The organism is Actinomyces oris (assembly GCF_006546825.1).
Classification (GTDB): domain Bacteria; phylum Actinomycetota; class Actinomycetes; order Actinomycetales; family Actinomycetaceae; genus Actinomyces; species Actinomyces oris.
In genome coordinates this window covers 129,360-155,454 of the sequence record NZ_VICC01000006.1, presented here as the reverse complement: position 1 = coordinate 155,454, position 26,095 = coordinate 129,360, and the positions used below count along the sequence as shown (strand labels likewise).

Annotated in this window: 19 protein-coding genes, 1 other RNA gene and 1 pseudogene; 13 read left to right on the top strand and 8 right to left on the bottom strand. The window is 68.3% G+C overall.

The features are described 5' to 3' along the window. Nucleotides 1-203: 203 nt before the first annotated feature. Together lpdA and sucB are read left to right on the top strand one after the other, a co-directional pair. Nucleotides 204-1,577: a dihydrolipoyl dehydrogenase gene (lpdA, locus tag FK267_RS08180; RefSeq protein ID WP_060957826.1), complete on the top strand. Its 1,374-nt coding sequence runs from the start codon at nt 204-206 to the stop codon at nt 1,575-1,577. Nucleotides 1,578-1,607: 30 nt separating this feature from the next. Then, nucleotides 1,608-2,936, top strand: coding sequence for a 2-oxoglutarate dehydrogenase, E2 component, dihydrolipoamide succinyltransferase (sucB, locus tag FK267_RS08175; protein WP_141406902.1), 1,329 nt, complete (start codon nt 1,608-1,610; stop codon nt 2,934-2,936). 144 nt (nt 2,937-3,080) lie between these two features. On the opposite strand, the gene FK267_RS08170 is transcribed toward sucB, so the two are convergent. The 3 genes from FK267_RS08170 to FK267_RS08160 form a co-directional block, all read right to left on the bottom strand. Beyond that, complete coding sequence (locus tag FK267_RS08170; protein WP_232622578.1) at nt 3,081-4,061, bottom strand: SRPBCC family protein; 981 nt, start codon at nt 4,059-4,061, stop codon at nt 3,081-3,083. Further along, nucleotides 4,058-4,300 carry a hypothetical protein gene (locus FK267_RS08165; RefSeq protein WP_075374946.1) on the bottom strand — a complete coding sequence of 81 codons (243 nt, stop codon included), beginning with the start codon at nt 4,298-4,300 and terminating at the stop codon, nt 4,058-4,060. The genes FK267_RS08170 and FK267_RS08165 overlap by 4 nt, the downstream gene beginning before the upstream one ends. Before the next feature lie 134 nt (nt 4,301-4,434). Continuing rightward, entirely contained in the window at nt 4,435-5,055 is a 621-nt protein-coding gene (locus FK267_RS08160) for a TetR/AcrR family transcriptional regulator (RefSeq protein ID WP_075379040.1), read from the bottom strand. Between the two features lie 87 nt (nt 5,056-5,142). On the opposite strand from FK267_RS08160, the pseudogene FK267_RS08155 reads away from it, so the two are divergent. Continuing rightward, nucleotides 5,143-7,411: pseudogene (locus FK267_RS08155) on the top strand (FAD-dependent oxidoreductase). Between the two features lie 75 nt (nt 7,412-7,486). On the opposite strand, the gene FK267_RS08150 reads toward FK267_RS08155, so the two are convergent. Then, nucleotides 7,487-9,211 (bottom strand): serine/threonine-protein kinase, encoded by a 1,725-nt coding sequence (locus tag FK267_RS08150; RefSeq protein ID WP_232622577.1) that lies wholly within the window; start codon nt 9,209-9,211, stop codon nt 7,487-7,489. A 102-nt stretch (nt 9,212-9,313) separates the two neighbouring features. On the opposite strand from FK267_RS08150, the gene lipB reads away from it, so the two are divergent. The 7 genes from lipB (at nt 9,314) to FK267_RS08115 (ending at nt 16,433) form a co-directional block, all read left to right on the top strand. Further along, on the top strand, nt 9,314-10,015 hold the full coding sequence (gene lipB, locus FK267_RS08145) for a lipoyl(octanoyl) transferase LipB (RefSeq protein ID WP_075379038.1): 702 nt from the start codon (nt 9,314-9,316) through the stop codon (nt 10,013-10,015). 91 nt (nt 10,016-10,106) lie between these two features. Then, nucleotides 10,107-11,138 (top strand): lipoyl synthase, encoded by a 1,032-nt coding sequence (locus FK267_RS08140; RefSeq protein ID WP_009405909.1) that lies wholly within the window; start codon nt 10,107-10,109, stop codon nt 11,136-11,138. 75 nt (nt 11,139-11,213) lie between these two features. After that, nucleotides 11,214-11,969, top strand: a complete 756-nt coding sequence (locus FK267_RS08135) for a DUF4191 domain-containing protein (RefSeq protein ID WP_081379392.1) — start codon at nt 11,214-11,216, stop codon at nt 11,967-11,969. Nucleotides 11,970-12,166: 197 nt separating this feature from the next. Then, a complete protein-coding gene (gene glnA, locus FK267_RS08130) occupies nt 12,167-13,591 on the top strand; it encodes a type I glutamate--ammonia ligase (protein WP_075379037.1) in 1,425 nt (474 codons plus the stop codon). 155 nt (nt 13,592-13,746) lie between these two features. Then, the gene (locus FK267_RS08125) at nt 13,747-14,667 is read left to right on the top strand and encodes an ABC transporter substrate-binding protein (protein WP_075379036.1); all 921 of its coding nucleotides are present in this window, start codon (nt 13,747-13,749) and stop codon (nt 14,665-14,667) included. Between the two features lie 3 nt (nt 14,668-14,670). Continuing rightward, nucleotides 14,671-15,636 carry an amino acid ABC transporter permease gene (locus FK267_RS08120; protein WP_075379035.1) on the top strand — a complete coding sequence of 322 codons (966 nt, stop codon included), beginning with the start codon at nt 14,671-14,673 and terminating at the stop codon, nt 15,634-15,636. Beyond that, complete coding sequence (locus tag FK267_RS08115; protein WP_141406899.1) at nt 15,633-16,433, top strand: amino acid ABC transporter ATP-binding protein; 801 nt, start codon at nt 15,633-15,635, stop codon at nt 16,431-16,433. The genes FK267_RS08120 and FK267_RS08115 overlap by 4 nt, the downstream gene beginning before the upstream one ends. Nucleotides 16,434-16,445: 12 nt before the next feature. Here the strand turns inward: FK267_RS08115 and FK267_RS08110 are convergent, their stop codons facing one another. The 3 genes from FK267_RS08110 to FK267_RS08100 form a co-directional block, all read right to left on the bottom strand. Then, entirely contained in the window at nt 16,446-17,099 is a 654-nt protein-coding gene (locus FK267_RS08110; protein ID WP_075379033.1) for a histidine phosphatase family protein, read from the bottom strand. A 95-nt stretch (nt 17,100-17,194) separates the two neighbouring features. Beyond that, nucleotides 17,195-20,791, bottom strand: a complete 3,597-nt coding sequence (locus FK267_RS08105; protein WP_141406898.1) for a bifunctional [glutamine synthetase] adenylyltransferase/[glutamine synthetase]-adenylyl-L-tyrosine phosphorylase — start codon at nt 20,789-20,791, stop codon at nt 17,195-17,197. An 18-nt stretch (nt 20,792-20,809) separates the two neighbouring features. Next, entirely contained in the window at nt 20,810-22,141 is a 1,332-nt protein-coding gene (locus FK267_RS08100; RefSeq protein WP_141406897.1) for a glutamine synthetase family protein, read from the bottom strand. A gap of 203 nt (nt 22,142-22,344) precedes the next feature. Here FK267_RS08100 and panB point away from each other — a divergent pair, with 203 nt between their 5' ends. From panB to FK267_RS08085, 3 genes are all read left to right on the top strand, one after another. Further along, nucleotides 22,345-23,193, top strand: a complete 849-nt coding sequence (gene panB, locus FK267_RS08095; protein WP_075379030.1) for a 3-methyl-2-oxobutanoate hydroxymethyltransferase — start codon at nt 22,345-22,347, stop codon at nt 23,191-23,193. 105 nt (nt 23,194-23,298) lie between these two features. Continuing rightward, a complete protein-coding gene (gene map, locus FK267_RS08090; protein WP_040321058.1) occupies nt 23,299-24,204 on the top strand; it encodes a type I methionyl aminopeptidase in 906 nt (301 codons plus the stop codon). Between the two features lie 161 nt (nt 24,205-24,365). After that, nucleotides 24,366-25,559: a hypothetical protein gene (locus FK267_RS08085; RefSeq protein WP_141406896.1), complete on the top strand. Its 1,194-nt coding sequence runs from the start codon at nt 24,366-24,368 to the stop codon at nt 25,557-25,559. An 88-nt stretch (nt 25,560-25,647) separates the two neighbouring features. Here the strand turns inward: FK267_RS08085 and rnpB are convergent. Further along, nucleotides 25,648-26,039, bottom strand: an RNA gene (rnpB, locus tag FK267_RS08080) — RNase P RNA component class A. Nucleotides 26,040-26,095: the final 56 nt, after the last annotated feature.

The window sequence follows — 26,095 nt, the reverse complement described above, 5'->3', positions numbered from 1 at the left end:
GTGCCGGGGCCTCACACGAGCGCCCCGGCACGGCTCGTTGCCGAAACCACCCATGAACGGTGATGCGTCTCACCCCGTTTTCAGGACTCTGGTCCCTAAACAGCAACCCCCGTGGCTCCTGCACTCCCTCTTCAGGTGGAACAATGGCCCCGTGCCGAGCCGCCCCGCGGGGGCGACGTGACCAACCAACAAGGAGTGAGTTCGTGACAGAGACCGTCTACGACATGGTCATTCTGGGCGCGGGATCAGGGGGCTACGCCGCCGCCCTGCGTGGCGCCCAACTGGGCCTCAAGGTCGCCCTCATCGAGGCGGACAAGCTGGGGGGCACCTGCCTCCACCGCGGCTGCGTGCCCACCAAGGCCCTGCTGCACGCCGCCGAGACCGCCGATGCCGTGCGCGAGGCCGCCACGGTGGGCATCAAGGCCGCCTTCGAGGGCGTGGACATGCCTGGCGTCCAGAAGTACAAGAACAGCATCGTCTCGCGGATGCACAAGGGCCTGGAGGGCCTGGTGTCCTCGCGGGGCATCGATCTGATCCAGGGGTGGGGACGTCTGGTGGCCGCCGACGCCGTCGAGGTTGACGGCCGTCGCATCACCGGCCGCAACGTGGTCCTCGCCTCCGGCTCCTACTCCAAGACCATCGGGCAGGAGATCTCCGGAGGCGTCATCACCTCCGAGGAGGCCCTGGAGATGGACCACGTCCCCGCCTCGGCAGTGATTCTGGGTGGCGGCGTCATCGGGGTGGAGTTCGCCTCGGCCTGGGCCTCCATGGGCAGCCAGGTCACTATCATCGAGGGGCTGCCCCACCTGGTGCCCAACGAGGACGAGGCGATCTCCAAGCAGCTCGAGCGCGCCTTCCGCAAGCGCAAGATCACCTTCCGCACCAACACGATGTTCGAGTCGGTCGAGCGCCACGACGGCGGGGTGACCGTGCGCACCCAGGACGGCAAGACCCATGAGGCCGAGGTCCTCCTCATCGCCGTGGGCCGTGGACCGGCGACCGCCAACCTCGGCTACGAGGAGGTCGGGGTCGCCATGGACCGCGGCTTCGTCCTGGCCGACGAGTACGGCCGCACCAACGTCCCGGGCGTGTGGGCCGTGGGTGACATCGTCCCCGGTGTCCAGCTCGCCCACCGCGGCTTTGCCCAGGGCATCGTCGTGGCGGAGAAGATCGCGGGCCTGGACCCGACCCCGGTCGATGACGTCCTGGTCCCCAAGGTGACCTTCTGCGAGCCCGAGATCGCCTCGGTGGGGCTGTCGGAGGCCAAGGCCGCCGAGATCCACGGCAAGGAGAACATCACCTCCGCCGAGTTCAACGTGGCCGGCAACGCCAAGAGCCAGATCCTGGGGACGCAGGGCTTCGTCAAGCTCGTCTCCCTCAAGGACGGCCCGATCCTGGGCTTCCACGCCATCGGCGCCCGCATGGGCGAGCAGGTGGGTGAGGGACAGCTCATGGTGTCCTGGGAGGCCGACGCCGACGACGTCGCCGCCCTGGTCCACGCCCACCCCACCCAGAACGAGACCCTCGGCGAGGCCGCCATGGCCCTCGCCGGCAAGCCGCTGCACAACCACGGCTGATCCAGCTAGACGAGAGTAAGGAAGACAGTAATGTCAGAGTCCGTGAAGATGCCCGCTCTGGGTGAGTCCGTCACCGAGGGGACGGTCTCCTCCTGGCTCAAGGCCGTGGGAGACACCGTCGAGGCCGACGAGCCCCTGCTGGAGGTCGCCACCGACAAGGTGGACACCGAGGTCCCCTCCCCCGCATCCGGCGTCCTGCTGGAGATCCGCGTCCCCGAGGACGAGACCGTCGAGGTCGGCACTGTCCTGGCCATCATCGGCGACCCCTCTCAGGCGGGCTCCGCCCCGGCCCCGGCCGCCCCCGCACCCCAGGCCGCACCCGAGCCCCCGGCTCCCGCCCCGGCCCCCGCCGCCCCGGCTGCGACCGAGGCGCCTGCAGCCGCCGCCCCGGTGAGCTCTGGAGCCTCGGGTTCCTACGTCACGCCGATCGTGCGCAAGCTCGCCAAGGACAAGGGTGTGGACCTGTCCACCGTCACCGGTACGGGTGTGGGCGGACGCATCCGCAAGCAGGACGTGGAGGCTGCCGCCAAGGCCGCTGAGGAGGCCCGCGCGGCGGCAGCCGCCCCGGCCCCGGCTGCTGAGGCCTCGGCGCCTGCCGCCGCGGCCAAGCCGGCCTCGGCCAAGCCCGAGGTGGACACCACCCTGCGCGGCCGCACGGAGAAGATGAGCCGACTGCGTCAGGTCATCGCCGATCGCATGATCGACTCCCTGCAGACCTCCGCCCAGCTGACCACCGTCGTCGAGGTGGACGTGACTCGCGTGGCCGCTCTGCGGGCCCGCGCGAAGAACGACTTCCTGACCAAGAACGGCACCAAGTTGACTTTCCTGCCCTTCTTCGTCCAGGCGGCGACGGAGGCCCTCAAGGCCCACCCGAAGATCAACGCCTCCATCGAGGGCAAGAACGTCACCTACCACGATGTCGAGCACGTCGGCATCGCGGTGGACACGCCGCGCGGCCTGCTCGTGCCGGTGGTCAAGAACGCCGGGGACCTCAACATCCCCGGGCTGGCCAAGCGCATCAACGACCTGGCCGCCCGTACCCGGGACAACAAGGTCAACCCCGATGAGCTCAGCGGCTCGACCTTCACGATCACCAACACCGGCAGCGGCGGTGCCCTGTTCGACACCCCGATCATCAACCAGCCGGAGGTCGCGATCCTGGGCCTGGGCGCCATCCAGCGCCAGCCGCGCGTCATCAAGGATGCCGACGGCGGCGAGGTCATCGCCATCCGCTCGGTGTGCTACCTGGCCCTGTCCTACGACCACCGACTGGTGGACGGCGCGGACGCGGCCCGCTACCTCATGACGGTCAAGAAGCGCCTCGAGGAGGGCGACTTCGGCGGCGAGCTGGGGCTGTGAGCCTGCGCTCGGCCCGCTAGGCCGTCAACAACGGGACCCCGCACCATCACGGTGCGGGGCCCCGTTCGTTGTACCCGGGCTATCGGGTCCTGTACTCGGGCATACGACAACCGCCGCTGTCCGTTCCCGGGCTCACGGCTCGGCTCAGGAGTCCTCCGCCGCAGCCCGTGCGATACCGGCAAGCGTGTTGTCCAAGCCCAGACGAGTTCCTCGCCAGAAGAACGGGTAGAGCAGCGCTCCCAGCCGCCCCCATGTGCGATGTGCCAGAACCAGACGGACACGAGTGCCGCCCGGCGCCTCGATCAGGTGCAGATCACGAACGGATGCGACCTCACCGTCGCGAGGCCCTGAGACGACGCTGCACGACCAGGTAACCCTTGCGGCCACAGATGTTTCCAGCCGCCACCTCAGGAAGCCGGTTCGGCGGCGCCCCTCCACCCTCTGCACGACGCCGTCGGAAAGAACCTCGACCAGCTGCTGTCGGGGCAGGGCCCACCACGTGAGCCGGTCCGGGTCCCTCAGTAGGGCGACCAGCTGAGCCACCGGCGCTGAGATGAAGCGTTCCTGACTCAGGACCCGGTCCAGGCCATACCCACGGTACTCGTCAGTCATCCGGTAGCGTCCCCGGGCTGATTCCTCGTCGGCCACTATCTCACTGAGCTCAGTGCGCAAGTAGCCGACATCAACACCGCAGTGAGCAAGAAGCCTGACGACCGGGGACTGGAGCGAGACGGTGGATGAGGAGATGAGCGCTTGCAAAGCCTGAGCGCTGGTGCTGAATGAAGCCCCCGTGTCGTCAATGAACTCGGCGGCAGCGTCCGAGAGGGGAATCTCCCCTCCTGCCCTCACGGTCAGCTCTTCGGCTGCGATCGGCGCTGGCCTGAGGGCGTCGGAAAGGCTGACGCCCGCGCGAGCGAGGTCCGCATCAGCCATCTCCTCGATGGCAGCGCGTGCTCGCGTGAGTGTCACGCCCTGGGCCGCCAAGACAGCCGCAGCCGTCCCACCTTGGGCGAGGAGACCGAGGAGCATGTGCTCCGGCTCGATCTCCCGATGATGCAGGCGCGCAGCCTCCGCGCGCATGGCTTCGAGCCAGGTCAGGTAGTGGGAAACAGCGGCCATCGTCATCTCCTTCGGGTCGGGGCCAAACCGGGCTGGACTCGCTTGGCGTACTTCTTGTGGACTGCCTGACGAGAGACTCCAAGACAGGAGGCGATCTCGCTCCATCCCATGCCTGCGCGCAAGGCGGCCTCGACCTGCGCAAGCTCAAGAGTGTCCGTCAGTCGCCGCAGAGCCGCCACAGCTCGTAGCCCATCTTCGGGGCGAGTGGTGTCAGCAGCCTCGGTGGCTGCGGTGAGCGCATCCATGTAAGCAACTTAGGTTGACAGAACTACTTTGTCAACCTTTGTTGCTACTCACCTTCAATAACGACATTCAGCCAGGCGACCGAACACCTTTCCGCTTCCGCCACACACCCACCACTGAGCCGACTCCCACACCCTCAGTCCCTGCTCGCCACAGACACTTCAGCAAGACCGACGACACCGCGAGCGAAGTCGATGCGATCCTCAGTAGAGCTGAACTCGCCCACCAAGGGGCCGTCGAGGAGCAGCGAGGCCAGGCCGTGCACGCCGGACCAGATCAGCACCTCCGCCTCGACCTGAGCGCTATCACCCATGGCAGCCTTCACCAGACGGGCCAGCTCATGACGCGCACGCTCACCGGCCTGCACCACCTCCGGGAAGCGCTCGGGATCACAGACGTCGGGCCGGAACATCACCCGGAACACCCCGGGGTGACGTAGCGCGAACTCAACATAGGCGTTTCCCGAGGCCACCAGAACCGCATGCAGATTCGCACCCCCAAGCCCCTCGTGCGCCGCAGCGAGCCTGTCGGCGAGCTCATCGAAGCCCTCGCACACCAAGGCCGCCAGGATGGCCTCACGATTTGCGAAGTAGTGGTAGGGCGCCTGGTGCGTGCAGCCGGCACGGCGCGCGACCTCCCGCATGCTCAGGGCACTGGGGCCGGCTTCGTCGAGGAGCTCCCTGCTGGTTCGCAGCAGCTCGGAGCGCAGGTCCCGGCCGCCGCGGCGCCCTGAGGCGCCTGTCGGTTCAGAGGTGATGGGAGGAGTCTAGAACCGCACTACTAGACAGTGTCCAGTTCACTGTTATGCCGACTTGACACTGTCTAGTCACGTAAGGGGTACACCATGTCCTACGACGTCATCGTGATCGGTTCAGGTATCGGAGGCCTGACGACTGCCGGACTGCTGGCGCGCGCCGCCGGTAAACGAGTCCTCGTCCTGGAGCGGCACACGGAACCGGGCGGCCTGACTCACACCTTCCGGCGCGATGGCGCCTCCTGGGACGTCGGGGTGCACTACATCGGTCACCTCGGCCCCGGAAGCCAGGGCCGCGCCTACTTCGACTACCTCTCGGGCGGAGAGCTGGAGTGGAACCGTATGCCCGACGCCTATGACAGGTTCGTCTACCCGGGAGTGGACCTATGCGTCAGCAGCGATCCGGTTCGCTACGAGCGCGACCTGGTTGCCGGCTTCCCCCAGGAGGTCAGAGTCATTCACCGTTACTTCCAGGATGTTCAGCGGGTGTCACGGTGGGTGACACTGGGCCTCGCCCAGGGGATGGTCCCCCGCCCCGCGGCCTCGCTGCTCAGAGCGGCTCAGCGCCTGGGAGGACGACGAGCCACGGGGACGACGAAGGCGTATCTGGATGCCCACTTCCGCTCCCCCGAGCTCAAGGCCGTCCTGGCCAGCCAGTGGGGGGGACTACGGCCTGCCGCCGTCCCAATCAGCTTTTGCCGTGCACGCGCTGATCGTCTCCCACTACCTCGAGGGCGCCTGGTTTCCCCGCGGTGGGAGCGCTCGGATCGCCCGCACCTTCGAGAAGGGCATCGAGCAGGCTGGAGGCGCTGTCCGCGTCGCGCAGGAGGTCACCGAGATTCTCACCGAGAACGGGAAGGCGGTCGGGGTCCGAGTCATGGACCACCGCGGCGCCCAGGTACGCGAACGCGTCTACCGCGCCCCGGTCATCGTGTCCGCCATCGGCGCCTGCAACACCTTCAACCGCCTGCTGCCCACATTCGGAGAGATCGGGCGGCGCACCTGGCCCGTACGCCGCTCGCTGGAGCACCTGGGTACGGGCACGTCCGCGGTTACCGTCTTCCTACGCTTGCGTGATGACCCGCGCAGCATCGGCATCGATGGTGGAAACATCTGGGTGAACCGGGACCTCGATCACGAGGGCGCACAACGGTGCAGCGATTCGCTGCTCGAGGGGCATCCTCACGATGTCTTCGTGTCCTTCCCCTCTCTGAAGTCCGGCGAGTCCCCACATACCGCCGAGCTCATCTCCTTCTGTGACGCGCGAGCCTTCCGGCAGTGGGCCGAGCAGCCCCGAGAAAATCGCGGCCCCGAGTACTTCGCTCTCAAGGAGCGCATCGCCCAAGGCATGCTGGAGCTGGCTGAGAGCGCGGCCCCGGGGCTGACCGAGCTCGTGGACTACGTGGAAACCTCCACTCCTTTGACCTACGAGCACTACACCGCTCATCCCGCCGGGGCCTTCTACGGTCCTCCGGCCACTCCGCTGAGGTTCCGGTCCCGCCCCCTGGGGCCGCGCACGGCCGTCCCCGGTCTGTTCCTCTCCGGCCAGGACGCCGGGAGCGCCGGCATCATGGGAGCCATGATGGGCGGAGTCGCAGCCGCGTGCCAGGTCCTTGGGCCCCGTGGGTATCCCACCATCGCCTCCGCCCTGCGAGAGAGGCCCGAGGCTCCTGAGTCTCGAGCAGTGCACCCACTGCCCGAGGGCAAACACCTCGCCACCCTGGTCTCCAAACGGCGTCTGACTCCCAGCGTGTGGGAGGCGGAGCTGCAGTTGGACGGCAGGATCGGCTCGTGGGCGCCAGGGCAGTTCGCCCGTCTGCACGTGGGCGATGACGCATGGCGTGACTACTCGATCGCGGGGCTGGAGGAGGATCGTCTTCGGCTGCTCATCTCCACCCGGACAGGCGGCCGAGGATCCCGGTTCATCGAGAACGCGGACACGGGCGCGCAGACAGTGGTGGAGCTGCCCCTGGGCGGTTTCGGGCTCGCCGACTCGGGCAGGCGCCGCCTGTTCATCGCCACTGGCACGGGGATCGCACCCATGCTGGCCATGTTCGCTCAGGCTGCCGGTCTGGAACGCGATATTCTGCTCTTCGGGTGCCGTCACCGGGAGGAGGACCTGACCACCAGGATCAGCTCCCCCTTGCCGGGGACCGTCGTGCGCTGTCTAAGCCGCCAGGAGGCTCCAGGCGCATTCCACGGACGAGTCACCCAGGCCGTCACCGCTCTCGCTCACGACCTCCGGCTCGATCCCGATGGCACGGACGTCTACCTGTGCGGTTCAGCGGCGATGGTGGCAGACGCACGAGACGTGCTCGAGCGCGAGGGCTACACGTCGGTCCTGACCGAGCCGTACTGAGCGCCGTGCGGTCCATGCCCACCCCGAGTCCACCCCGATCATTGGCCGCGCGTCACAGGCGGGCGAGCCTGCGGGTCATTTCACGGCTCGAATGTCGGCAACGCGCCACGGCTCCGGGACGACGATGAGCACGACCTGGCGGGGTGCGAGGGCCGGGACTGTCCGAGTTCCCGCAGGCCCCGAACGCGTTGAGGCGCTTTGAGACAGCGTCACCTGGACCGCTCTCGCGCCGGCCCACTGCTCCGCCGCGTCGTCAGGCAGCCTCACCTCAGCGACCTGGCTGACGGAGGTGTGCAGCTCCTTGACGCCTTCACCGGAGTCCGACAGCTCAGTGAGAACCTGAGTGTCGGCCCGCGCCGCGGGCGACCCCGGTACCGTCGTGGCAGCCAGAGCGACGGCATCGCCGGCCATGAGGGCCCGATCTCGAGCCGCGGACAGTCCGACGACGACGCTGGCCACATCGACGCCGCCGCTCCCACCAGGAGCCTGCGTCGACGCCGTTGCGACTGAGCTCCCGGCGACTAAGGGAGACGGGCTACCTGAAGGGATGGCTCCGGCGCGGGAGGAGGTCAGCGGCCGCGCCGATGCTGGCGGGCCGGCGACCGCTCCGAGCGCCCACGCGGGCCTGTGCGACACCAGGGCCTTGGCCGGCCCCCAGGCGGCCAGGCAGATGGCCACCAGCGCCACTGCCGTAAGTCCCCAGGCGCGGGTGCGCGAGCGCCCTGATCCTCCCCTTCTCCCCCAGCGTATGGCCGCGGGCCCTCGCCCGGTGCGGCCGGCACTGCCATGGTTGTTCCGTGGCTCGCTCCTCATCCTCGGTCGGCGGCTCGGTCGGGCTTTGGGCGTGAGCCGGGAGCCGACCGTGCGGGTCGGGGTGCGGGCTGCTGCTCGCAGGGAGCCGGCAGCCATGCGGGCGCCGTCAGGCAGCTCGATGGGTGAGGCCTGCCCGAGCTGAGGTGCCCGGGCCGCCAGATCCCGTGCGGTGGGACGGTCTGCGGGCTCCTCGGCCAGGGCATCAGTCAGGATTCCCGCCAGACGCCGGGAGGCGGTACCGCCCTGTCCCGAGCACTCGGTCAGCAGACGGGCCAGAGCGTAGACGTCACCGGCCGCGGAAGGCGGGGCACCGGCGAGGCGTTCCGGCGCGGCATACTCCTGCGTGCCCGTCTCCATGACGGAGCCCAGCAGGTCAACGAGAACCGGGTGCCCATCGGCGGTCACCAGGACGTTGCCACTCGACACGTCCCCGTGGGTCGCTCCGTGCTCGTGCAGGTAGGCCAGTGCCGAGCCCAGAACGTCCAGGAGCGTGGCCAGCGAGGAGACGTTCAGCCGTCCTCGCGCCCCCAGAACCACGTCGAGTCCCGCCCCGTCGACGAGGTCCATGATGACGCCCGCCCGATGCTCGGGCAGCGAGACCACCTCCCGCACGGTGACCAGGCCGGGGTGGCGCAGGACGCGCAGGTCGGCCAAGCGCCGCAGGACTATGGCTCCAGCACGTCCGTGGGGCAGGTCGACGACCCGGATGACCACATGGCGGCCCTGCGCATCGAGGCCACGGCGAGGGGCGCTGGGGGCAGTGGAACGCCCCATGACCTCACCGATGGTGTAGCCCTGCTGCGACAGGGCGCCGAGCGCCGAGTCAGGGATGCTCGGCTCCGCGTCCGAGGGAGGCAGTGAGCCGGCGCGAGGGGCGCCCGCGCGGCGCGGCCGCAGTCGCCGGCGAGGTACGGGACGGCGTCGGGGACGGTGGGAGGCGCCATCTCCGGGGCGGTCGGCGGGGCGGGGGCACGTCGTCGGGCTCATGCACTCCATGGTCATCACGGCGCACCGTGATGACCAGCCCTTTCGACCGGCCTGTGGATAACTCGGGTTCGGGTGCCGGTTGTGGTCACGTAGACTGCACCCGTGCTGCGTGAGGACATGGAGCTCGGTTCCCGGCTCATCCCCTTCCATGAGGGCTGGCAGCGGCAGAGGGATGTTCACGGCGAGATTGTGGAGGGGCGCCGCCCCTCGACCCTTCTGCTCGTGGAGCACGAACCGGTCTACACCGTCGGCAGGAGAGCCCACTCCTGGGAGCGGCCCAGCGCCGACGTCGTCGAGCCCGGTCACGTACCGGTGGTCGACGTGGACCGTGGCGGCAAGACCACCTGGCACGGGCCCGGACAGCTGACCGTGTACCCGATCCTGCGCCTGGCCCAGCCCATTGACGTCATCCGCTACGTACGGGCCCTGGAGGCCGCCGTCATTGACCTGTGTGGCCTCTACGGACTGGAGACGATCCGTGTCGAGGGGCGCTCCGGGGTCTGGCTGCCGGCCGATCCTGAAGCCGCGGGCGAGGCGGATCAGCTTGCGCGCCCCGAGCGCAAGATCTGCGCCCTGGGGGTGAGGGTCGCCCGCGGCGTGACCATGCACGGGATCGGCCTGAACGTCGATCCCGACCTGGAGGCCTTCTCCCTGGATCGCATCATTCCCTGCGGAATCGACGACGCCGGAGTGACCTCACTGGCAGCGGAGACCGGCCGGCACCTGGCGACCGGCGCTCCCGCGGACGCCTTGGTATCCACCCTGGAGAGCCACCTGTCGCCCTTGGTGGCGGATGCCACGTGACAACAGGCCTTACTCCTAGGCCGGAGGTCCTAAGAACCTCGGGAGCGTACTAGACTCCCCGTAGAACCGTCGTCAGCGAGGAGAGGTAGACGTGAGCACCACCGTGGCCCCTGAGGGACGTAAGCTCTTGCGGGTTGAGGCGCGCAATGCCCAGACCCCCATTGAGTCCAAGCCCGACTGGCTGCGCACCCGCGCCGTCGTCTCCGACACCTACCAGGAGGTCCGCGGCCTGGTGCGGGAGAAGAGCCTGCACACGGTGTGTGCCGAGGCGAACTGCCCCAACATCTACGAGTGCTGGAATGACCGTGAGGCCACTTTCCTGGTGGGCGGCGAGATGTGCACCCGACGCTGCGACTTCTGCGACATCGCCACCGGACGTCCCACCGAGTACGACGTCGATGAGCCCCGGCGTGTGGCGGTCTCGATCAAGGAGATGGACCTGCGCTACGCCACCGTGACCGGGGTGGCCCGCGACGACCGTCCCGACGGCGGCGCCTGGCTCTACGCCGAGACCGCCCGCCAGGTGCACGAGCTCTCGCCGGGCACCGGTGTCGAGCTGCTCATCCCCGACTTCAAGGGAAACCCCGACGCGCTTGAGGACGTCTTCTCCTCGCGCCCTGAGGTTCTCGGCCACAACCTGGAGACGGTCCCGCGCATCTTCAAGCGGATCCGGCCGGCCTTCTCCTACCAGGGCAGCCTCGACGTCATCACAGCCGCCGCGGAGGCAGGACTGGTCACCAAGTCCAACCTCATCCTGGGCATGGGTGAGACCCGTGACGAGATCGAGGCGGCCATGTCCGCCCTGGTGGAGGCGCGTTGCGACATCCTGACCATCACCCAGTACCTGCGCCCCTCCAAGCTGCACCACCCCGTTGACCGCTGGGTCAAGCCACAGGAGTTCGTGGACCTCAGCCGCCTGGCCGAGGAGATCGGGTTCGCCGCCGTCATGAGCGGCCCCATGGTGCGTTCCTCCTACCGCGCCGGCATGCTGTGGGGACGGGCCATGGTCAAGCGCGGTCGCCCCATCCCCGAGCACCTCTCGCAGCTCGCCGAGCCGGCCACCGCCCGCCAGGAGGCGTCGGCCCTGCTGGGAGCCCACCCCCACCTCGCCGCCGCCTGCTGAAGGCGAAGCGCGGGTCCCACGCAGCCGACCGGGTTCCCGGTGCGCACCGGCCTGCCACGCTGACGGCGAGACCATGTGTGCCGGCACACCAACGTCGTCTATGGTGTGCCCGTGAGTAGTGCCCAGTCCCCCCAGCCGAAGAAGAAGCGCCGGCTGGCTCAGTACCTTCAGAACATCAAGGACTCCTACACGATCTCGCGGCGGAGCTACCCGTGGATCGGATGGGTGATGCTGGCGGTACTCGCCACCTGCCTCGCCCTGGGGGCCGCTGTCTCCTTCGGCTACGGACTGTCCCTGTGGTACTGGCTGATGGTGGGCATCCTCATGGCGCTCATGATCGACATGGTCATCCTGTCAGTCGTGGTGCGCCGCGCTTCCTTCTCCCAGATCGAGGGAATGCCAGGAGCGGCGAAGGCCGTTCTGGACCAGATCGGTCGGGGCTGGTTCGTGGAGCCCGAGCCCGTGGCCTTCACCAAGGATCAGGACCTCGTATGGCGGCTGGTGGGACGCCCCGGTGTCGTTCTCATCGCGGAGGGACCCAGCACCCGCACCCGACGCATGCTGGCCGAGGAGGAGCGCAAGGTCCATCGGTTGCTGTCGACCGTTCCCATCCACACCCTTCAGGTGGGCACTGACGCCGGCCAGGTACGCCTGACGGACCTGTCCAAGACGCTGCGCCAGCTTCCGACCAAGCCCACGTCACTGACTGACAGCGAGATCACGCAGGTCTCCAAGCGCTTGACGTCGATGGCCGGCAAGAACCTGCCGATCCCCAAGCACATCGATCCTAATCGGGTCCGCCCCGACCGCCGTGCCATGCGTGGGCGCTGACTCTCTCAACACCTGCCCCACCTCCATCTGCCATCACTCAGAGCCCTGCCGGAGTCGCCGAGGCCCAGCGATGAACGGGCGAAACACTCAGGCAACACTGACGCCATTCCTTTGTCACGGTGGCGTCAATATAGTGGCCGTTGTCAGCCACAGTGCATACGTGTGGAGTATGTGCGCCGTTCCCACTTGGAGGAGATATGTTCAAGGACGCATCCGAGGCACTGACGTTCATCGAGAAGGAGAATGTCGCGCTGGTCGATGTGCGGTTCTGCGACCTACCCGGCGTCATGCAGCACTTCACTATTCCTGTGGCCGCCTTCAAGGATGAGGCCCTCACTGACGGCCTCATGTTCGACGGCTCATCAATCCGAGGCTTCACGGCGATCCACGAGTCGGACATGAAGCTGGTTCCCGATGTGTCCACCGCCTTCCTGGACCCGTTCCGCGAGGAGAAGACCCTGGTCGTCAACTTCTCGATCGTCGACCCCTTCACGGACGAGGTCTACTCGCGCGATCCCCGCTCGATCGCCGCCAAGGCCGAGGACTACCTGCGCTCCACCGGAATCGCCGACACCTGCTACATCGGGGCCGAGGCCGAGTTCTACCTCTTCGACTCGGTGCGCTACGAGGCCTCACCGGCCGAGTCCTTCTACGCCATCGACTCCTGCGAGGCGGCCTGGAACACCGGCCGCGAGGAGGAGGGCGGCAACAAGGGATACAAGACCGCTTTCAAGGGCGGCTACTTCCCCGTCTCCCCCAACGATCAGATGGCCGATATCCGTGATCGCATGGTCCGTACCTGCCTCGCCTCCGGACTGGAGATCGAACGGGCCCACCACGAGGTCGGGACCGCCGGACAGCAGGAGATCAACTACCGTTTCAGCTCTCTGCTCGCCGCGGGCGACGACATGATGAAGTTCAAGTACATCATCAAGAATGAGGCCTGGCGCAACGGCAAGACGGCCACCTTCATGCCCAAGCCGATCTTCGGCGACAACGGCTCGGGCATGCACACCCACCACTCGCTGTGGAGGGACGGCAAGCCACTGTTCTTCGACGAGCGGGGCTACGGCCAGCTCTCGGACCTCGCCCGCTGGTACATCGGTGGGATCCTGGCCCACGCCCCGGCGCTGCTGGCCTTCACCAACCCGTCGGTGAACTCCTTCCACCGCCTGGTCCCCGGCTTCGAGGCGCCGGTCAATCTGGTCTACTCGGCCCGCAACCGCTCGGCCTGCATCCGCATCCCGGTCACGGGCTCCTCCCCCAAGGCCAAGCGGGTGGAGTACCGGGTGCCGGATCCCTCCTCCAACCCCTACCTGTGCTTCGCCGCCGTCCTCATGGCCGGAATTGACGGCATCCGCAACCGCATCGAGCCCCGCGAGCCCATCGACAAGGACCTCTACGAGCTGGCTCCCGAGGAGTACTTCGACATCGACAAGCTCCCCGACAGCCTGGATCAGGCGCTGGAGGCCCTGGAGGACGACCACGACTTCCTCACTGAGGGAGACGTCTTCACCCCCGACCTCATCGAGACCTGGATCGAGTACAAGCGCACCAACGAGATCGAGCCGCTGCGGCTGCGCCCCCACCCCTACGAGTTCCAGCTCTACTACGACCTGTGAGCCGGTGACCCAGCTCAGACGGCGGCCCTGAGTGTCCTACGCACGAGGCTCTGGGCCGCCGTCGTGCTGTACGCCACCACCCCAGTTTGCATATCTATACTGCATTGCGGATATTCTTTCTCTGTCTTGATCCACTCCGAAGAGGAGATCCCACGATGAGGATCCGCCATCACGCCTCCCTCGGGCTGGCAGCCACCGCCTGCCTGGTCCTCAGCGGATGCACCAACGCCGCTGACTGGAACGCGAACCGGAGCTCGCAGATCCACTCCTTCGACACCTCGTCGATCCAAGCGCAGCCCGACATCATTGCCAAGCTCCCTCAGGGCGCCCTCGAGGACGGTGTCCTCGACGTGGCCGCCTCCACGGACTACGCGCCGGCCGAGTTCCTCGACCCCTCGGGCACGGCCGTGGGCTACGACGTCGACCTGACCAACGCGATCGCCGCCGTCCTAGGCGTCAAGGGCAAGGTGCACACCGCCGAGTTCGACTCCATCATCGCCTCGATCGGCTCGAAGTACGACGCCGGCATCTCCTCCTTCACCGTCACCCCCGAACGGACCGCGGAGGTCGACATGACCGCCTACATCAACGTGGGCTCGCGATTCAACGTCCAGGCCGGCAACCCCAAGGGCGTCGAGACCTCCGACCACCTCCAGCTGTGCGGGCGGACCATCGGCGTCCAGGTGGGAACCGCCCAGGAGACCACCATGCGCGACGCCGCCGACAAGTGCGCACAGGAGGGCAAGCCGGTGCTGTCCGTGCGTTCCTACTCCAAGCAGTCCGAGGCCACCACCGGCCTGGTGGGCGGCACCATCGACGCCACCTACTCGGACTCCACCGTGGCCGGCTACGCCGTCGAGCTGACCGATGGCCAGATCGTCACCCTCGGTGAGATCGAGGACGCCGCCCCCCAGGGTGTGGTGACCGCCAAAGCCGATCCACAATTCACCGCCGCGATCCAGGCCGCCGTCCAGTACCTCATGGACCACGGCATCTGGCAGAAGATCCTGGACAACTGGGGCGTGAAGGACGCCGCCCTGACCACCGCAGAACTCAATCCCGCAGTGAAGGAGTGAGCAGTGACCGCCTCACCCGCCTCTGAGGACGACAAGGTCGTCCTCAACAACCCCAAGCCCGTCCCCCGCCCGGGGACGTGGATCAGTGCCGCGATCGTCACGGTCCTGGGGGCCATGCTCATCCACGGCCTGGTCACCAATGAGAAGTTCCACTGGTCCACGGTCTGGTTCTTCCTGCGCGAGGTCCACGTGGTCAAGGCCGTCGGCTGGACGCTGCTGCTGACCTTCATGGCCATGGCCATCGGCATCGTGCTCGCGGTCACCACGGCGATCCTGCGCCAGTCCTCCAACCCGGTCCTGCGCTGGGTGGCGCTGGCCTACCTGTGGTTCTTCCGTGGCACCCCGATCTACACCCAGCTGGTCTTCTGGGGGGCGCTGTCCGCGCTCTACCAGAAGCTGAGCCTGGGCATCCCCTTCGGCCCCGAGCTGCTGACCTTCAAGACGACGACGGTCTTCACCCCCTTCGTCGCGGCGGTCCTGGGACTGGGCATCAACGAGGGCGCCTACCTCTCCGAGATCGTCCGCTCCGGCCTGAACTCAGTGGACAAGGGCCAGAGCGAGGCCGCCGGTGCCCTGGGCATGAGCAGGGGCCAGATCCTGCGCAGGATCGTCCTTCCCCAGGCGATGAGGGTCATCGTCCCGCCCACCGGCAACGAGACGATCTCCATGCTCAAGACGACCTCCTTGGTGCTGGCGGTCCCCTTCACCCTGGACCTGACCTTCGTCACCAACTCCTACGCGTCGCTGACCTACCAGATCATTCCGCTGCTTCTGGTCGCGGCCATCTGGTACATCATCATCACCTCGATCCTCATGGTGGGACAGCACTACATCGAGCGCTACTACGGCAAGGGCTTCGACTCTGACAAGTCCTCCGGCTCCTCGGGCCGGGGCCTGTCGGCCCGTCAGCAGGCCATCCTCGATGCGCACACCACCAAGGACGATCCCTTCCTGGAGGTCACCCCATGAGCACATCCGCCCAGGCAGCAGCCGCCACGCCCAAGGTCGAGATCAGCGACCTGCACAAGTTCTTCGGTGAGCTGCACGTGCTGCGGGGCATCGACCTCATCGTCCCGCCCGGCTCGGTGACAGTCCTCATCGGTCCGTCGGGCTCGGGAAAGTCGACGCTGCTGCGCTGCATCAACGAGCTGGAGTCCATCGACGCCGGCCGGATCAAGGTCGACGGTGAGCTCATCGGGATGCGTGAGGTCGAGCGCAGGGGGCGCATCGAGCTGCACGCCCTGTCGGACAAGGCCCGCGCCGCTCAGCGCGCCAAGATCGGGATGGTCTTCCAGCGTTTCAACCTCTTCCCCCACATGACGGCTCTGCAGAACGTCATGGAGGCACCGGTCCTGGTCAAGAAGACTCCGAAGGCCAAGGCCCGTGAACGCGGCATCGAGCTACTGGAGCGGGTGGGGCTGGGGGATCGCCTCGACCACTACCCCTCCCAGCTCTCCGGCGGCCAGCAGCAGCGAGTGGCGATCGCCCGGGCCCTGGCGATGGACCCCGAGCTTATGCTCTTCGACGAGCCGACCTCGGCCCTGGACCCCGAGCTGGTCGGTGAGGTGCTGCAGGTGATGCAGGACCTCGCCGCCTCCGGCATGACGATGGTCGTGGTCACCCACGAGATGGGCTTCGCCCGGGAGGTCGGCGACCAGCTGATCTTCATGGACGGCGGTGTCATCTGCGAGTCCGGTGACCCCGTCAAGGTCCTGGACGATCCCCAGGCCGAACGCACCCGGGCCTTCCTCTCCTCGGTCCTGTAGGGTCGGGCCGGTTCAGGAGGGGGCCTGGTCCCAGGCCCCGTCATCCCAGGAGGTCAGGCTCCATCCACCGCCGGGATCGCCGTCGACGACGGTGATCCCGGTGTTGTGCATGGGGCGATCGGCGACCCACAGCGGGTCCACGCCGCCTCCGGCCGCGGCCCTCAGGGAGGTCCACAGACGCAGCGCGGTGCCGTGGGAGACGAGCAGGGCCGCTGAGTCTCCCGCCCGTGCGGCCTGCTCGCAGATGCGGTCGATGGCCTCGTCGAAGCGCTGAAGCGTGTCGTGCCCGTCCTCCGGGGAGCCGGGGATGCGGCAGGCGGGGCGCCCCGCCATCCATGCCCGGGTGGTGTCCACGTAGCAGGCCACCGAGCGCGCGTCGGTGTTCATCTCCAGATCGGCGGCCAACACCTCACGCAGTCCCGAGTCGACAGTGGCGCTCAGGCCGGTGGCGGCCTCGATGGGGGCGATGGTCTGCCTGGCGCGCAGGATCGGGGAGACCCACAGCGACCCCAGCCCGTGGAGGAGGCCGGCCTTGTCCAAACGGTCCGGCAATCCGTCGGCCTGCTCCAGCCCTACCTCATCCAGGGGATTTCCGGGGAAGGCGGTGTCGAGTGCCTGCATGACATTGGCCTCGGTGCGACCGTGGCGTACAAGAATGAGCCTCACGGCGGCAAGTCTGCCAGGTTCGTAGCGCGGGGACCCACGACGACGGTGCGATCCTCATCGCCCAAAGACCTGCGTCCGGTGCCGTCTGCACCCGGTCAGCTCCAGGGGTAGGGTCCCTCCGGTCGCCTTCTCGTGGTGCGGGGACGGCTGGCCCGTCTGGAGCCCTTGGAGGCTGCCGCCCCAGTATCTCGGCGGGACCGTGCGCGAGAGCTCCGGGCCGAGCCTGCTGAACGTGGCGGCGGTGACTCCTGGCTGTACGGCTGAGCCGTTGACACGGTGCTCGACGGCGCTGAAGCGGTGGAGCCATGGGCGGCGTCGGTGAAGACGATGCGCTCGGCCACTGCGCGCGCGTGGCGGGCGCTGCGGCGGTAGAGGTCCTCGAGCTCTCGCTCCCTGCCCGCACTAAGGCCGATGAGGCGCCCCACCAGACGGATCTCCCGGCTCTGGATGGGGAGGACCTGGGAGCGCGGCCCCGAGGCGCGCCCGGTTCCCAGGACGATCGCCGAGCGCAGGCGGCTGGCCAGGATCCAGGCCGCGACCAGTTCTCCCCCGCCATCCGCGCTCAGTACCCCGGCCTGGACCGCGGCCTGGAGCGCGCCGACGGTCGAGGTGGTCCGCAGCTGGGGTATCCGACCGGCGTGGGCGAGCTGAAGCACCTGGGCGCTCCACTCCACGTCACTGAGCCCACCGGGGCCGAGCTTGAGGTGGCGGGCCGGGTCAATGCCCCGTGGCAGGCGCTCGGCCTCCACCCGTGCCTTGATCCTGCGGATCTCCCGCAGGTCCTGGGGCGCCAGACCCTCCTGCGCCCAGCGCAGCGGGTTGATGAGCTCCTCGAAACGCCGACCCAGGTCTCGGTCTCCGGCGCAGGGACGGGCGCGCAGCAGTGCCTGACGCTCCCACAGGGCGGACCAGCGGCCGTAGTACTCGCGGTAGGCGTCCAGCGAGCGGCTCATGACGCCGTTGCGTCCCTCGGGCCTCAAATCGCAGTCCACCTCAAGGGGGTGCGGGAGCGCCGCGGCCAGCAGTCCCATGACCTGTTTGGCGACGGCCTCGGCCTCCTGGGCGGCATCCTCCTCACCCGCCCCGTCGCGGGCCTGGTGGACGAAGAGGACGTCCGCGTCCGAGGCGTACCCGATCTCGCGGCCTCCCAGGCGTCCCATGGCGATGATGGCATGGCGGGCGCGGGCGGCCTGCCAGCACCCGCTGGCGTCGGGCCCGGCGGAGACGGCCTCCAACCCGTCACGCTGGGCGATGACCAGCCCGGTGGCCACGGTCAGCGCCCCAGCCAGGACCGCGTCGGTGGCGTCGGAGAGGATGGAGGCGGTGCGTGCGGGGTCGATACCGTCCAGGCAGTCCGCTAGTGAGGCCCGTACCTCCTCGCGGGCGCGCACTCTCAGGATCGCCTGAACCGCCTCGAGCGCCTGCTCGGCAAGGGCAGCGTCATCGGGGCCGGTCAGGCTGCGGCGGCGCAGGACGGCGGCGATCTCCTCCGCCAGGGCGCCGGATCGGCGGGGGGCGAGCTCGTCGTCGTCGTCGAGCCAGGCGATGGACTCGGGGAACTCCGCGAGGCGCTCGGTGGCCCAGTGGGCGCTGGAGAGGACCTGGCACAGTCTGCGCGCCGCCACCGGGGAGTCCCGCAGCATGGCCAGGTACCAGTGCGAGCCCCCGATGGCCTCGGACAGCCGCCGGAAGGAGAGCAGACCGAAATCGGGGTCGGCTCCCCCACCGATCCAGCCGATGATGACCGGCAGCAGCTGGCGCTGGATCGCGGCGCGGCGGCTGACCCCCTCGGTGAGGGCCTGGATGTGGCGCAGGGCCCCGTCGGGATCCGCGTAGCCGACTGCGGCAAGACGCTCGCGCGCCGCCTGAGGACTCAGAGCCATCTCATCGGCGCTGAGGGCGGCCGCGAAGGCCAGTAGGGGACGGTAGTAGATCTCCTGGTGGAGGGCCCGTACCCGCCGGCGCAGGTCCTTGAAGTCCTCCCACAGGCTGTCTCCGCGGCCCAGGCAGTCACTGATGCCCCGCTCGACACGGCGCAGGTCCTCCTCCTTCTCAGGAAGGTTGTGGGTGCGGCGCAGCCGGAAGAGCTGGCTGCGATGCTCCAGCAGCCGCAGGGCCTTGTAGCAGCCGCTCAAGGCCGCTGCGTCGGTGCGGCTGACGTATCCGCCTGCGCTGAGAGCGTCGAGAGCCTCCAGGGTGGCACGCGCGCGCAGGCTCTCGTCGGAGCGGCCGTGGACGAGCTGGAGGAGCTGGACAGTGAACTCGACGTCCCGCAGTCCCCCGGGGCCCAGCTTGATACGCCGGTCGACTCCTCCGCGCGGCACGGACTCCTTCTCCACCCGGCGCCGCATGGCACGGGCGTCCTCAACGAAGTTCTCCCGCCTGCTGGCCTCCCACACGTAGGGCGCCACGCCCTGCTCGTAGCGGGCCCCGAGCTCGACGTCGCCGGCGCAGGCCCTGGCCTTGAGCAGGGCCTGGAACTCCCAGGAGGCGGCCCACCTGCGGTAGTAGGCCAGGTGGGAGTCAAGCGTGCGCACGAGCGCACCGTCCTTGCCCTCGGGACGCAGCGCCGTGTCCAGTGGCCACAGGGGAGGTTCGGGCGCGGTGGCGGAGACGACGTGGGCGAGCTCGGTGGCCACATGCGTGCCGACCTCCACGAGGCGCTCCTCGCTGATCGGCTCCTGAGCACCGCAGGCCTCGTGGGTGGGGCCGACGACGTAGACGACGTCGACGTCCGAGATGTAGTTGAGCTCTCGGGCCCCGGTCTTTCCCATGGCGATCACGGCGAGGGCCACGTCGTCGGCCCGTGGTCCGACGGCGGCGCGGGCGACAAGCAGGGCCGCGTCCAGGGCGGCGTCGGCAAGCTCGGTCATGCGGCGGCACACGGTGGGGACGTGCTCGATCGGGTCGGCGCTGGTGAGGTCATCGGCGACGATCGCCGTGAGCCGGTCCCGGTAGGCGCGTCGCAGCGCCGCGGTCGCCCGGCTGACGGCATCGTTTCCCGGGTGTGGGGACCTTTCGTCGCTGTTCGAGGGGTCCGCATTCACGGGGTCGGCCTGCCCCAGCGCGTCGCGGACCGTCCGTTGCAGCGCCTCACCGGCGCCGGGCTCCTGCGGGGCGTCCCACGCCCTGTCAGGCGCGAGCGCGGTGAGGCGCTCAGGATGGGCCACGAGGAAGTCGCCCAGGGCCTGCGAGGCGCCCAGGACCGCGAGCAGGCGGTGCCTGTGCTCACGCGGCCCTGCGGCAGGATCGCTCATGACGCTGCACAGAAGTGCTGCTGGCGTCGTCGTACCCCCAGTCTCGACACCGCCCACCGATGCCCGGTGAGCTGATTCGGCCGCGGTGGCGGCCTCGGCGAGCCGGACGAGGCTGAGCAGAGCCATGTCGGGGTCGGCGGTGAGTGCTAGGGAGTCAATGAGCTCCTCACGTTCAGGCCCCAGCCGTATCTCAGCGGGTCGGCCACCCAGCCGTGTGGAGCGGTCCGCCAAGGCGCGCCCACCGTGGTCGCCTGCCTCGCCGACGTCGTCGGCCTGAGTGCCGTCCGGTAGGAAGGGCAGCAGCGCCGGGTCGCCCAGGAGCTTTCCGGCGCGGGCCGCGTCGTGGAATCCGGCCCGCAGCAGCAGGGTCCTGGGCGAGGAGCTGTGCCGGGAGGGGGACCCGATCGGCGCTCGCTTCTCGCTGCGGTCTCTCACAGCTGTCTCCTGCTCCGCTCAGGCGCGCGGGAAGAACTGGCTGATCTCGAAGTCGGTGACCTGGGCGTCGTAGGCCCGGTACTCGCGGCGCTTGTTGCGCAGGAAGAACTCGAAGGTGTCCTCGCCGAAGGTGTCCGCCACCAGGTCGGAGCGCTCCATGGCGGCGACCGCGCTCTTGAGCGAGGTGGGCAGGGCGTGAATGCCCAGCGCCCTGCGCTCCATCTCCGACAGGGCCCAGACATCGTCCTCGGCCTCGGGGGGGAGCTCGTAGCCCTCCTCGATGCCCTTGAGGCCGGCGGCAAGAGTGACCGCGTAGGCCAGGTAGGGGTTGGCCGAGGAGTCGATGCCGCGGAACTCCACCCGCGCGGACTGGGCCTTGCCGGGCTTGTGCATGGGGACGCGCACCAAGGCGGAGCGGTTGTTGTGGCCCCAGCACACGTAGCTGGGGGCCTCGTCCCCTCCCCACAGGCGTTTGTAGGAGTTGACGTGCTGGTTGGTGACGGCCGTGATCTCCGAGGCGTGGTGCAGCAGTCCGGCGATGAAGGAGCGGCCGGTGGCGGAGAGCTGGTACTGGCCGGCGGGGTCGAAGAAGGCGTTGCGGTCACCCTCGAACAGGGAGAAGTGCGTGTGCATGCCCGAGCCGAACTCGTTGGGGAAGGGCTTGGGCATGAAGGTCGCCAGGCAGCCCTCCTTGAGGGCCACCTCCTCCACGACGGCGCGGAAGGTCATGATGTTGTCCGCCATCGACAGGGCGTCGGCGAAGCGCAGGTCGATCTCGTTCTGGCCCGGGCCACCCTCGTGGTGGGAGAACTGCACCGAGATCCCCATCTGCTCAAGCATGAGGATGGCGTGGCGGCGGAAGTCGTGAGCGGTGCCCCCGGGCACGTGGTCGAAGTAGCCGGCGTCGTCAGTGGGGCGGATGCGCCCGTCGGCGTCGCGGTTGACCAGGTAGAACTCGATCTCCGGGTGGATGTAGCAGGTGAAGCCGGCCTCGGCGACCCGGGCGAGCTGACGCTCGAGCACCGAGCGCGGGTCGGTGCGGGCGGGCTCGCCGTCGGGTGTGAGGACGTCGCAGAACATGCGGGCCACGCCGTTGTCCCCGTCCCGCCACGGCAGCATCTGGAACGTGGAGGGGTCGGGGGCCAGGAGCATGTCGGACTCGAAGACGCGCGTGAGTCCCTCGATCGCCGATCCGTCGAAGCCGATGCCCTCCTCGAAGGCGCTCTCGACCTCGGCCGGTGCGATGGCCACGGACTTGAGCTGTCCGGAGACGTCAGTGAACCACAGACGGATGAAGCTGATGTCGCGTTCCTCGATGGCTCGGAGCACGTACTCCTGCTGCTTGTCCATGGTGCCTCCTCAGCGTGGGGTGCGGCAGCGGACCGACGGCGTGGCCGGCGTTCTTGCGCCTGAGACGTTCTGCTTGGACCAGCCTAGTGCGCGGGTGCGTCAGGCAGGTTTCGTGTATCACCATCAGTGGGAGAAGCCGGCCGCGAACTGGGCGGGGACTCAGCCCGTCAAGGACGCCCGGCGACCTCCGGTAGCCTCGGATCATGGCTACACCCGAGTCCCCTTACGGACCTTCATCCGCCCCCATCGTCGCAGGCGGCAAGCCCGTGCGCGTCCATCACCTGGCATCCGCCAAGAAGGACGGCACCAAGCTGGTCATGCTCACCGCCTACGACGCCGTGACCGCCCGGATCCTGGATGCGGCGGGAACCGACCTGCTGCTGGTGGGCGACTCCATCGGCAACGTCATGCTGGGGCACGACTCCACACTCCCGGTGGAGCTCGACGAGATGGTGGTGGCCACCCGCTCGGTGGCCCGGGCGACCAAGCGCGCCCTGGTTGTGGCCGACCTTCCCTTCGGCACGTACGAGGCCGGTCCGGAGCAGGCACTGGCCAGCGCGGTGCGTCTCATGAAGGCGGGGGCCAACGCCGTCAAGCTCGAGGGCGGCACCCCCCGGGCAGCCAGCGTGAGGGCACTGGCCCAGGCGGGCATCCCGGTGGTGGGGCACCTGGGGTTCACCCCGCAGAGCGTCAACATGCTCGGCGGCTTCCGGGTTCAGGGCCGTGGCGAGGCCGCTGACGTGCTGATGGCTGACGCGCAGGCACTGGCCGAGGCGGGGGCGGTCGCCCTGGTCCTGGAGATGGTGCCCGAGCCCCTGGCCGCGCGCGTGACCGAGTCGCTCACGATCCCCACGATCGGTATTGGCGCGGGCGCGCGCTGCGACGGGCAGGTCCTGGTGTGGACGGACATGGCCGGGATGACGGACTGGTCTCCGCGCTTCGCCCACCAGTTCGGGCAGGTCGGCGAGGCCCTGAGGCAGGCGGCCGCCGACTATGGGGCCGCGGTGCGCGAGGAGTCCTTCCCCGCGGAGAAGCACTGGTTCAGCTCCTGACGGTTCCTGACAGTGATAAGACCCACAGCGTCATGGTGGAGGCCTTGAACCACAGGCTGGAGGGAAGGTCACGCGAACCGGATGCCTCCTCCTATGCTTACGACCATGACTTCTTCGGCTTCCCCTGCGTCCTCGGCCTCACTGGCCGACCGCGCGCCGCGTGGCACGCTGACTCCCGGGACGCTCAGTCCTGAGCGTCATGTGCCTGCGTCCATCGCACGCCCCGAATACATGTTCCACGACGGCCCCGAGCGCGTCACGGCCTCGGAGATCAAGGACGCCGAGACGATCGAGCGGATCAGGGTCGCGGGGCGGCTGGCCGCCCGCGCCCTGGCCGAGGCCGCCAAGGCGATCGCCCCGGGGGTGAGCACCGACGAGCTCGACCGGATCGCCCACGAGTACCTGTGCGACCACGGCGCCTACCCTTCGTGCCTGGGCTACATGGGTTTCCCCAAGTCGATCTGCACCTCGATCAATGAGGTCATCTGCCACGGCATCCCGGACTCGACCCGATTGAACGAGGGAGACCTCATCAATCTTGACGTCACCGCCTACGTCGGCGGGGTCCACGGCGACACGAACGCCACCTACGCCGTCGGCGAGGTCGACCGCGAGACGGAGCTGCTCATCGAACGTACCCGCACCGCGATGGAGCGGGGCATCAAGGCCGTCAAGCCGGGGCGCGAGGTCAACGTCATCGGCCGCGTCATCGAGGCCTACGCCAAGCGCTTCGACTACGGGGTGGTGCGCGACTACACCGGACACGGCGTCGGGGAGGCGTTCCACTCCGGCCTCATCATCCCCCACTACGACGCCGCCCCTCTGCACGACGACGTCATCGAGACGGGCATGGTGTTCACCATCGAGCCGATGCTCACACTCGGTGGCATCGAGTGGGAGCAGTGGGACGATGGCTGGACGGTGGTCACCAAGGACCGTTCCCGTACTGCCCAGTTCGAGCACACGCTCGTGGTGACCGAGGACGGCGCCGAGGTGCTCACCCTGCCTTGAGGCAGTGGGTATCGCTACCCATCCACATCCAGGACGATCGAGCGCGGTCACGTTGCCTCACGATAAGGTGACGACGTAGGGTCCTTGAGTAGCGGACATCTCTATTCTGCCCAGGAAACCCATGCGGGTTTCTCCCTGTTTATTTCCTCCCGGAGGTTCTCATGGCTTTGCGCTTCAATCCACCGCCGAACTGGCCCGCGCCACCCGAGGGCTTCGAACCGCCTGCAGGCTGGCAGCCCGACCCGGCCTGGGGACCGGCTCCAGAAGGCTGGCAGATCTGGGTCGACGACTCCGCCGCCTCCGCTGCTTCGGCCGCAGGCGCCGCTACCGAGGCCGACCCGGCGTGGGCTCCGACCCAGGCGGTGTCGACCGCCCCGACGGCGTCGTTGAGCACTGCCTCACCGGTTGCCGACCCGACAGGCATGTCGGCCTCCGCCCCCTCCGGGGACTACGCCGGCGCTCCCGCAACCGGGGGCAGCCCTTACGCGGCCAACATGGACTACGCCCAGTCGCCCACGCCCTACCAGCCCCAGGGGGCCGCCGGAGGCATGCAGCCTCCCGCTGGCGGGTGGCAGCCCAACGCCGCCGCTCCGGCCGGCCCTGGCAACGGCTCCAAGCCGCTGACCCAGCAGTGGTGGTTCTGGACCGGTATTGCTGCAGTCGTCGTGGTCGCCCTGGTGATCGGTAGCATCTTCATGTTCAAGGGCGATTCCAGCGATTCGGACGACAAGGCGGACAGCACGTCAACCTCGGAGCCGAAGAGCCAGAAAAAGGCTGACTCTGACTCTGACTCCAAGAAGAAGCCTAGCGACTCCGACAAGACTGACAGCCCGGATCAGAAGAAGTCCTCCAAGACCAGCAAGCCGGGCAGCAACGACCCCGGATCAAGCGAGAAGAACCCCCTCGACCCGAAGGCCGGGCCGATCACGCTGCATGCCGGTAAGTACGACGACGACCCGAACGCCTCGGTTGACGTCACCGTCGGCGATGTCGAGTGGAACGCCAATGATTCGTTGAAGGCCGCCACGAACCAGTACAGCTACAAGGAGCCTCCGGCTGGCAAGGTGTACATTCGCGTTCCCGTTGAGATCACCTACCACGGAGAGGGACAGTTCCAGGAGTTCAGGCTCCAGGTGGGGTTCACCCACGAGGGGAACACCTCCGAGGCTGAGCTGTCTATCGGCGGACAGTCGCTCTTCATCCGCCAGAGCATGCCTCGAGATGGAGGTAAGGCGAAGGGTGATTTCGTCTTCCTCGTTGACGAGTCCGCCGCCAATGAGAAGAAGGGCGCCTTCGCGGTGAGCGCCTTCTCGCAGGTGGACAACAAGAATGAGGTCTACGTGGCGGCGAAGTAAACGCGCTACCCGCCTCTGACCACGTGTCGGTTGTGGCCCGCCAGGATCATCCTGGCGGGCCACAACCGTTTCAACAGGTTCTATGGGGCGGACGAGCCGACCTGTACGCCGGGTTCTGTTGCCGCCCACCGTTGCCGGCCTGGGCGGTGGCGACCATTCATCTTGGACCACTGTTGCCAGCGGCCTCATGCGACCTACCCGCTGACTCGGGCGAGCAGCCTTCAAGCGCCAGCTGTGCGGTCTTGCTCCGGGCGGGGTTTACCGAGCCGCGACGGTCACCCGCCGCGCTGGTGGGCTCTTACCCCACCCTTTCACCCTTACCCACCGGTATCCGGTGGGCGGTCTGCTCTCTGTGGCACTGTCCCGCGGGTCACCCCGGGTGGCCGTTAGCCACCGCCCTGCTCTGTGGAGCCCGGACGTTCCTCAGCCCGCCACCACTATGAAGGCGGTGGCCGGTACCGCGGCCGCCCGGTCGGCTCGTCCGCACGGGTCAGTGTAGCGCCGTGGGGCATCAGCACGGAGTCTCGCTCGCCGTC

Coding starts and splice junctions, on each gene's coding strand:
- sucB (WP_141406902.1), top strand. CDS start 1,608: ATGTCAGAGTCCGTGAAGATGCCCGCTCTGGGTGAGTCCGTCACCGAG.
- FK267_RS08170 (WP_232622578.1), bottom strand. CDS start 4,061: ATGACGATGGCCGCTGTTTCCCACTACCTGACCTGGCTCGAAGCCATG.
- FK267_RS08165 (WP_075374946.1), bottom strand. CDS start 4,300: ATGGATGCGCTCACCGCAGCCACCGAGGCTGCTGACACCACTCGCCCC.
- FK267_RS08150 (WP_232622577.1), bottom strand. CDS start 9,211: ATGAGCCCGACGACGTGCCCCCGCCCCGCCGACCGCCCCGGAGATGGC.
- glnA (WP_075379037.1), top strand. CDS start 12,167: ATGTTCAAGGACGCATCCGAGGCACTGACGTTCATCGAGAAGGAGAAT.
- FK267_RS08125 (WP_075379036.1), top strand. CDS start 13,747: ATGAGGATCCGCCATCACGCCTCCCTCGGGCTGGCAGCCACCGCCTGC.
- FK267_RS08115 (WP_141406899.1), top strand. CDS start 15,633: ATGAGCACATCCGCCCAGGCAGCAGCCGCCACGCCCAAGGTCGAGATC.
- FK267_RS08100 (WP_141406897.1), bottom strand. CDS start 22,141: ATGGACAAGCAGCAGGAGTACGTGCTCCGAGCCATCGAGGAACGCGAC.
- panB (WP_075379030.1), top strand. CDS start 22,345: ATGGCTACACCCGAGTCCCCTTACGGACCTTCATCCGCCCCCATCGTC.
- map (WP_040321058.1), top strand. CDS start 23,299: ATGACTTCTTCGGCTTCCCCTGCGTCCTCGGCCTCACTGGCCGACCGC.
- FK267_RS08085 (WP_141406896.1), top strand. CDS start 24,366: ATGGCTTTGCGCTTCAATCCACCGCCGAACTGGCCCGCGCCACCCGAG.